This is a genomic window from Flavobacterium gawalongense (assembly GCF_007097265.1).
Lineage (GTDB): Bacteria > Bacteroidota > Bacteroidia > Flavobacteriales > Flavobacteriaceae > Flavobacterium > Flavobacterium gawalongense.
On record NZ_VJZP01000059.1, the window covers coordinates 1 to 7,803 of the forward strand.

7 protein-coding genes are annotated in these 7,803 nt (G+C 33.6%); 5 read left to right on the forward strand and 2 right to left on the reverse strand.

Annotation, left to right across the window (positions count from 1 at the left end):
• The first annotated feature begins 291 nt into the window (after positions 1-291).
• The 3 genes from FNW38_RS16960 to FNW38_RS16970 are packed head-to-tail and all read left to right on the forward strand — an operon-like array spanning position 292 to position 2,918.
• A complete protein-coding gene (locus FNW38_RS16960) occupies positions 292-1,005 on the forward strand; it encodes a phosphatase PAP2 family protein (RefSeq protein WP_144065101.1) in 714 nt (237 codons plus the stop codon).
• Positions 1,006-1,383 (forward strand): GtrA family protein, encoded by a 378-nt coding sequence (locus FNW38_RS16965; RefSeq protein WP_143387524.1) that lies wholly within the window; start codon positions 1,006-1,008, stop codon positions 1,381-1,383.
• On the forward strand, positions 1,383-2,918 hold the full coding sequence (locus FNW38_RS16970) for an ArnT family glycosyltransferase (protein WP_143387525.1): 1,536 nt from the start codon (positions 1,383-1,385) through the stop codon (positions 2,916-2,918). Before FNW38_RS16965 ends, FNW38_RS16970 begins: the two co-directional genes overlap by 1 nt.
• A gap of 16 nt (positions 2,919-2,934) precedes the next feature.
• On the opposite strand, the gene FNW38_RS16975 is transcribed toward FNW38_RS16970, so the two are convergent.
• Entirely contained in the window at positions 2,935-3,378 is a 444-nt protein-coding gene (locus FNW38_RS16975) for a nucleoside deaminase (RefSeq protein WP_143387526.1), read from the reverse strand.
• A gap of 38 nt (positions 3,379-3,416) precedes the next feature.
• On the opposite strand from FNW38_RS16975, the gene FNW38_RS16980 reads away from it, so the two are divergent.
• Complete coding sequence (locus FNW38_RS16980; RefSeq protein ID WP_143387527.1) at positions 3,417-5,198, forward strand: 1-deoxy-D-xylulose-5-phosphate synthase; 1,782 nt, start codon at positions 3,417-3,419, stop codon at positions 5,196-5,198.
• A 37-nt stretch (positions 5,199-5,235) separates the two neighbouring features.
• Positions 5,236-6,276, forward strand: coding sequence for a DUF3078 domain-containing protein (locus FNW38_RS16985; protein WP_143387528.1), 1,041 nt, complete (start codon positions 5,236-5,238; stop codon positions 6,274-6,276).
• A gap of 4 nt (positions 6,277-6,280) precedes the next feature.
• Here FNW38_RS16985 and FNW38_RS16990 read toward each other — a convergent pair whose 3' ends face one another.
• A complete protein-coding gene (locus FNW38_RS16990) occupies positions 6,281-7,627 on the reverse strand; it encodes a deoxyguanosinetriphosphate triphosphohydrolase (protein WP_143387529.1) in 1,347 nt (448 codons plus the stop codon).
• Positions 7,628-7,803: the final 176 nt, after the last annotated feature.

The following is a 7,803-nucleotide window of genomic DNA, read 5'->3' on the forward strand; positions in this document are numbered from 1 at the left end:
AAAATCCTGTTACAAGCGTTTTTTTATTGTCTAAAAAAGAACGCTAATCAAAATAAACGAGGTTTTTCAGTACCCTCTCGTGAGATTGGCGGTTTTTTTATGTCTTTTTTTAGAAGCCATTTAGGTTCGCCGAATCTTTGATGTCTTGCTAGGTTAATACAGCCCTTGATTCATAGAGGCAATCTCATCCTACGTAACATTCGTTTTACGATTTGATTTTATTTTTATAATATTTAATATCTATTAAGAATACAGTAACCGATTAATTTTGTAAAAATATTTCTTTTGAAAATGGATACACTTTTAACCTTACTATATAAAAACAATCTGTTTTATAAAATTAATTTGCTGTTGACAATAACTATTGCTGTTTTTTTGTGCGTTCTTTCAAGAACTGAAGGCTTTATTTTTTTGAATAGTTTTCACACAAAAAACCTAAAAATCTTCTTTCAGAATATCACTTTTTTGGGAGATGGCATGTTCACTTTTTTAGTTAGTTCAGTAATCCTTGTTTTTTTTAAAAAGCATAAAAAACTAGCTTTGCTTTTAGTACTGGCTTATTTAGTCTCAGGTTTATTTTCCCAAATTTTCAAAACAATTATTACTGCACCTAGGCCAAGTGTGTATTTTGCAGTCCATAAATATAAATTTTATTTAGATACTTTTGTGAATAGTAGAGTTGGATTTCGTAGTTTTCCTTCTGGCCATTCCGCTTCCGCCTTTGCAATGGCTACAATTTTTTCTACTTATTTTACAAGTAAACGCGTGAGTGTTTTTTCATTGGTCTTTGGGCTTTTAATAGGGTATTCCAGAATATATTTAGCCCATCATTTTTTAATAGATGTATTGGGCGGAGCTTTAATAGGGATTTTGTTTGCGTCCTTATCTATAGTTTGGTACGATACAATTAGTTTAAAAATTATCAAAATAGTTACTAAACAAAGCCGTTTAATCCTAAAACCCTGGGGCACTACTTTTCCCAACTCTTCAATAACCAACGGATAAATGGATTTCATTATATTTATAAAATTTGGATTGGTTGGTTTCACAGGTCTTGTAATCGATTTCTGTATTACTTGGTTTTGCAAAGAAAAATTACGACTAAATAAATATGTTGCTAACTCGTTGGGATTTTCGTTTGCCGTTGTAAACAATTATATTCTCAACAGATATTTTACTTTTCACAATAACGACAGCCATGTTGCATCTCAGTTTCTTAGTTTTTTAATTATTTCAGTTATAGGTCTTACATTAAACACAATTTTGCTTTATTTACTTCAAAAAAACACTAAAATCAATTTTTATGCATGCAAAGTAATCGTTACTATCATTGTGGTTGTATGGAATTTCACCGCCAACACACTGTATACCTTTAAATTATAATGATAGAAAAGCACCAGCTATTTTTACTGATACTTGTCGCCACTTTAGTTAGGGGGATTATTGCAATTACAACAGGACTAGGCAACGATGAAGTTTATTATCTTACTTATGCCCAACATTTACAATGGAATTATTTCGACCATCCACCTATGGTTGCCTTACTTATCAGATTGACAACACTCAATTTGTTTTTTACAAACGAACTTTTCATTCGTTTAGGTTCTATTATATTAGCAGGAGTTAACACCTATTTGATTTATACTATTTGCAAAAATATAAAGAATGAAAAAGCAGGTTTTATTGCTGCTTTATTGTTTACTGGGTCTTTTTATTCGAGTATAATTGCAGGTGTTTTTATTATGCCTGATTCCCCTCAATTGTTTTTTTGGATGATCTGCATTTCTTTACTTATCAAAATTGTATCAGCCACCAAAACTGATACCAATCTAAATTATAATCTTTTACTTTTTGGATTAGTTGCCGGTTTATGTATTATGAGTAAGATACATGGTGTGTTTTTATGGTTCGGTTTTGGATTATATATTTTATGTTACAAAAGGGCACTATTGGCTAATGGATACCTTTATCTTGCGGTATTAATCACTATACTAATTATTTCACCCCTATTAATCTGGAATATTAATAATCATTTCATTACCTATACTTTTCATAGTAATAGAGTTTCCATTAATAGAGGTATTAATCCCAGTAGTTTTTTTAGAGAATTTTTTGGAGGTGTTTTTTACAACAACCCAATTAATTATTTTTTGATTATTATAACAACAATCGCTCTTTGGAAAAACAAAATCAATATCCCAACTCCAATCAAAAGAATACTTCTTTTATTAAGTATCCCATTAATTTTTTTGTTGCTTTTCGTCTCATTATTCAGAGATACGTTACCCCATTGGTCCGGACCCGCCTTTACAGCATTGATTATACTCACCGCTTGTTACATTGCCGATGAAGTACAAACTTTAAAAAATAAAAAACTGAGATTACATAAATTAGCTATTTCTTCTTGTATTTTCATACTGATAATAACAATTTCTGGAATCCTGTTAATCAATTACTTTCCTGGTACGATTGGGAGTAAAAAAGAAAAATCGTTTGGCAAAGGGGATGTTACATTAGACCTGTACGATTGGAATTTCTTTAAGAATGAATTTGAAAAAACATATAAAAAAGACATTCAATCAGGGAAAACGACAACCACTTTAATTATTAACAACAAATGGTTTCCAGGTGCACATATAGATAATTACATTGTACAGCCCTTGCATTTAGATTTTATTGCTGTCGGGAAATTAGAGGATATCCATACCTATGAATGGCTAAATAAATACAGAAAGAAACTAAAATATGGCGATGATGCCTATTTTATTACAGTTTCTACTAATTTTAGCGATCCACATGAGCAGTACAAGATGATGTTTAAAAAAATTAACACGCCAGTAATCATCAGACAATTCAGAAATAAAAAGCATGTCAGGAATATGCTTGTTTATTTGCTTGAAGGATATAAAGCAAAATAACTGTTGTCCTATATAATTATTTTCTTCTTTCTATAAAAAATCGTTTCATCAAGTCCGAAGCTTCCTCAGCCAAAACTCCCCGAACAACAGTCGTTTTAGGATGCAATTGCGTTCCCATTTTTGTAAAACCTCGATTTTCATCGGTTGCACCAAAAACAATTTTCGAAATCTGGCTCCAGTACAAAGCTCCGGCACACATTTGGCAAGGCTCTAAGGTCACATAAAGTGTACAACCAATTAAATATTTTCCTCCAAGATAATTAGCAGCGGCAGTTATTGATTGCATTTCGGCATGAGCGGTAACATCGTTTAGTAATTCGGTTAAATTATGACTTCTGGCTATCACTTTATTGTCAATGACAATAAGAGCGCCAACAGGTATTTCGCCTTTTTCAAAAGCCATTTCGGCTTCCTGCAAGGCTTTTTTCATAAAATATTCGTCAGTGAAAGGATTTATCATAGTTACAAAAATAAGAATTCAATTCGTACATTTGCTTTATGTCAGATAATTTACTTTCAAACATAAATAACCCAACTGATTTACGTCTGCTCGACGAAGCCCAACTTCCACAAGTTGCTCAAGAGTTACGTGATTTCATTATCGATATCGTCTCTGTAAAAGAAGGACATCTCGGCGCAAGTCTTGGAGTTGTAGAACTCACGATTGCTTTACATTATGTGTTTAATACTCCTGAAGATTTATTGATTTGGGACGTAGGTCATCAAGCCTACGGACATAAAATATTGACGGGAAGAAGAGAAAATTTTCATACCAATCGGCAATTGGGTGGCATTTCCGGTTTTCCAAAAAGAAGTGAGAGTATTTACGATGCTTTTGGCGTAGGCCATTCCTCTACTTCTATTTCCGCAGCTTTAGGAATGGCAATTGCTTCTAATTTAAAAGGCGATCATAACAAACAACACATAGCAGTGATTGGAGATGCCTCTATCGCCTCAGGAATGGCTTTTGAAGGACTAAATCACGCTGGAGTTACTGACGCTAATTTATTGGTAATTCTCAATGATAACGCTATTGGCATTGACCCAAGCGTTGGTGCATTGAAAAAATACCTGACTGCTGTAAAAGAAGGAAAAAATCCAAGACAAAATAACATGATTAAATCCTTGAATTTTAATTATTCAGGACCAATAGACGGGCATGATATTTTTGCTGTTATAAAGGAATTAAAGCGTTTACAAAAAATTAAAGGTCCTAAGTTCCTTCACATTATTACTACCAAAGGAAAAGGATTGCAACAAGCCGAGGACAACCAGGTAAAATACCATGCTCCAGGGAAATTTGACGCAAACACAGGTGAAATCCATATAAAATCCGAAGAAAATTTACCTCCAAAATACCAAGATGTATTTGGCTTGACCCTACTAGATTTAGCTAAAAAGAACGAAAAAATTATTGGAATCACGCCTGCAATGCCGTCAGGAAGCTCCTTGAAATTTATGATGGATGCATTTCCAAAACGGGCGATTGATGTGGGAATTGCCGAACAGCATGCAGTTACATTAGCAGCAGGAATGGCAACACAAGGCATGATTGTTTTTTGCAATATTTACTCTACTTTTTTACAAAGAGGTTATGATCAGGTGATTCATGATGTGGCTTTACAAAATCTACCGGTTATTTTTTGCTTAGACAGAGCCGGATTAGTAGGAGAAGATGGCGCAACACATCACGGTGTTTTCGATTTGGCTTATTTACGTTGCATTCCCAATATGACTGTTTATGCTCCGATGAACGAAATAGCCTTACAAAATATTCTATATACAGCACAATTGGGATTAAATCACCCTATTGCCATTCGCTATCCACGTGGTCGTGGTGTTATTGCAGATTGGCAAACTCAACATCTTGGGAAGTATGAAAAAATAGAAATTGGAAAAAGTATTTGTATTAAAGAAGGTTCGAAAGTAGCCGTTTTATCCAACGGAACAATTGGTAATAATGTTACTTTGGCTATAGCCAAAATGCCCCATCCAATAACAATTGCACATTACGATTTTCCTTTTGTTAAACCATTAGGTAAAAAGGTATTACATTCCATCTTTACTGAATTTGCAACTATAATCACAATAGAAGATGGCGTTATCAAAGGCGGTTTTGGAAGTGCCATTCTCGAGTTTGCATCGGAGAATAATTATACCTCAAAAATAACCGTTCTTGGTATTCCTGATGAATTTATCGAACAGGGAACTGTTACCGAATTACAACAATATTGCAAAATTGACGTTAAAAGTCTTGAAATACTTTTTTCAAGTTATTAAAACAATTATTTTGCACCCTTAAATTTAATACGCTTTTATGAAATTACTGTCCCACGCCTTACTCTTCTTTTCACTAACAATTTCTATAAATAGTTTTTCTCAAGAGACATCAACAACACCCATAATAGCTGGGCTTACACCTACAACAGCACTTGTAAAAGTAACTACATTCACACCTTTAACAGTTGCATTAAAAATACACCCGCCAATCCCTATAATTACAGTATCTCCCTGGACAAAAAAAAACAGTTTAGGTTTCTACCTCTCTGAAATTGCTTTTGTTAATTGGAGTGCCGGGGGAACAAGTTCCATATCCGGATTGATTAAAGGTGATTTTTCAAGAGTTTATGCCAAAAAAAATCGCAAATGGGTAAACGAACTTATTATTCGATATGGTTTAAATAAACAAGACGGAATTGAAGTACGGAAATCCGATGATGCATTACAATTTAACTCCACATTTGGTTATAGAAAAGACACCATAACCAATTGGTATCACAGCGCAAAATTCAATTTTAATACACAGTTCACAAATGGATATTCCTACCCAAACAAGGAAATTGCCATTTCAAAACCTTTAGCCCCAGCATACGCATTTATGGGTGTAGGTGCTGAAAATGCAAATAAAGATAAAAAAAGAATATTCTATATCTCACCGTTTACTTTTAAAACAACCTTAGTTTTGGATCAAAGATTAGCCGACCAAGGTGCTTTTGGTGTAGCAAAAGCCATTTATGATAGTAACGGGATTTTAATTTCTGAAGGTAAAAGATCAAAAACAGAACTTGGTTTTTTAATGACCAGTCTTTACAAAAAAGAAATTTTCAAAAACGTCAATATAGAAAACCGCATAAGTATTTACTCTGATTACATTAATAATTTTGGCAATGTTGATGTCGATTATGATTTATTATTGGACTTAGTCGTAAACCAATATGTAAAAGCAAATATTGGCACACGAATAGTTTATGATGATGATATAAAATCCAAAAAGGAAATTGACGGTAAACAAGTTACCGAAGGTGCAAAAATACAACTGAAACAACTGTTAGGCGTAGGAATAGTGTATGCTTTTTAAACCGTTACGATTTTTTTCTGCCATTAATGGTTTCGAACAATTCTAACGCATTTCCATCAGTCAAAAGAGACACATAATGACAAATATGGAGTAATCTCCCATAAAGATTTTCTTTTTCCAAATGATGCTTCTCCGGCAACATTTTTAAAATTAGCGCATCATAATTGGAAGCATTTCCATTGAATTTATTGTTAAAAGCTGTTATAAATTTATCCAACAAAGTTTGAATAATCTGATAACCCACAATTTCTTTCTCTATTACTTCCCGACTTTGATAGATATTTTTAACGCTGATTTTGATAATATCATCCATTTGTGCTTTATACTTACTCTTGTCCATTATAGCGTAAGGAAATTTTCCAGCCAAAATTAATGCTTCATTTTCGATAAAAACTTTAACCGCATTATTTATTAAACTCCCAATTGCCAAAGCTCGCAAATAGCTAATCCTGTCTTCTTTGGTTTCTAAAGTCTTATATTTGGAAGTATCAATGCTGTCTTTTACCAATTTTATCAAATATTCCAAGGCAAAATCCTCAGAAACCAAACCTAAATTGATACCGTCTTCAAAATCAATAATAGTATAACAAATATCATCTGCCGCTTCAACTAAATAGGCTAAAGGATGTCTTTCAAAACCTATATTATCTCCTGATTTATTCGGAATTAAACCCATATCATTAGCCACATCTTGAAAAAAGGCTTTGTCGGTTTGAAAGAAACCGTATTTTTTATCGGCAATGTCTTTGGTTGGTTTTTTCGGCAGACTTTCTTTTGGATATTTCATAAAAGCACCAAGAGTCGCATACGAAATTCGGAGTCCGCCTTCGATTCCGGGACGACTTGCAGTCAGTACTGAAAATCCATTGGCATTTCCTTCAAAATCAATTAGATCTTGCCATTCTTTTGCAGTAAGCCGGTCTTTGTATTGCTGTCCTTTCCCAATGGAAAAATATTCTCCAATCGCTTTTTCACCAGAATGCCCAAAAGGTGGATTACCAATATCATGAGCTAAAGATGCTGCAGCAACAATAGCCCCAAAATCATTCATATGATACCCATGAACCTCTTTCAAATGCGGGTATTTTTCTATGATTTTTTTACCAACTAATCGTCCTAATGAACGTCCCACAACTGAAACTTCCAAACTATGTGTTAATCTGGTATGTACAAAATCAGTTTTCGACAACGGAATCACCTGTGTTTTATCCTGTAAACTTCTAAAAGCGGACGAGAAGATAATACGATCATAATCAACTTCAAAACCCAAACGGGTATCGTCTTGTTCTACACGCAATCTTTTGCCTTTGTCGCCTTGTCGTCTTAGTGATAAAAGTTGTTCCCAGTTCATTATGATTTATGATTTCAGATTAACGAATTTTGATTTCAGATTTAAAAGAACCAAAAATACATTTTATTTTAAGATTTTCTTAAGCAACAGGGCATTCGCTTCAGGGCAAACGCATCATAAATTAATTAATTTCTCCAAATATTGATTATCCCACCCAGCTTTAAGGCGCTTACCCT

Coding starts and splice junctions, on each gene's coding strand:
- FNW38_RS16960 (WP_144065101.1), top strand. CDS start 292: ATGGATACACTTTTAACCTTACTATATAAAAACAATCTGTTTTATAAA.
- FNW38_RS16965 (WP_143387524.1), top strand. CDS start 1,006: ATGGATTTCATTATATTTATAAAATTTGGATTGGTTGGTTTCACAGGT.
- FNW38_RS16970 (WP_143387525.1), top strand. CDS start 1,383: ATGATAGAAAAGCACCAGCTATTTTTACTGATACTTGTCGCCACTTTA.
- FNW38_RS16975 (WP_143387526.1), bottom strand. CDS start 3,378: ATGATAAATCCTTTCACTGACGAATATTTTATGAAAAAAGCCTTGCAG.
- FNW38_RS16980 (WP_143387527.1), top strand. CDS start 3,417: ATGTCAGATAATTTACTTTCAAACATAAATAACCCAACTGATTTACGT.
- FNW38_RS16985 (WP_143387528.1), top strand. CDS start 5,236: ATGAAATTACTGTCCCACGCCTTACTCTTCTTTTCACTAACAATTTCT.
- FNW38_RS16990 (WP_143387529.1), bottom strand. CDS start 7,627: ATGAACTGGGAACAACTTTTATCACTAAGACGACAAGGCGACAAAGGC.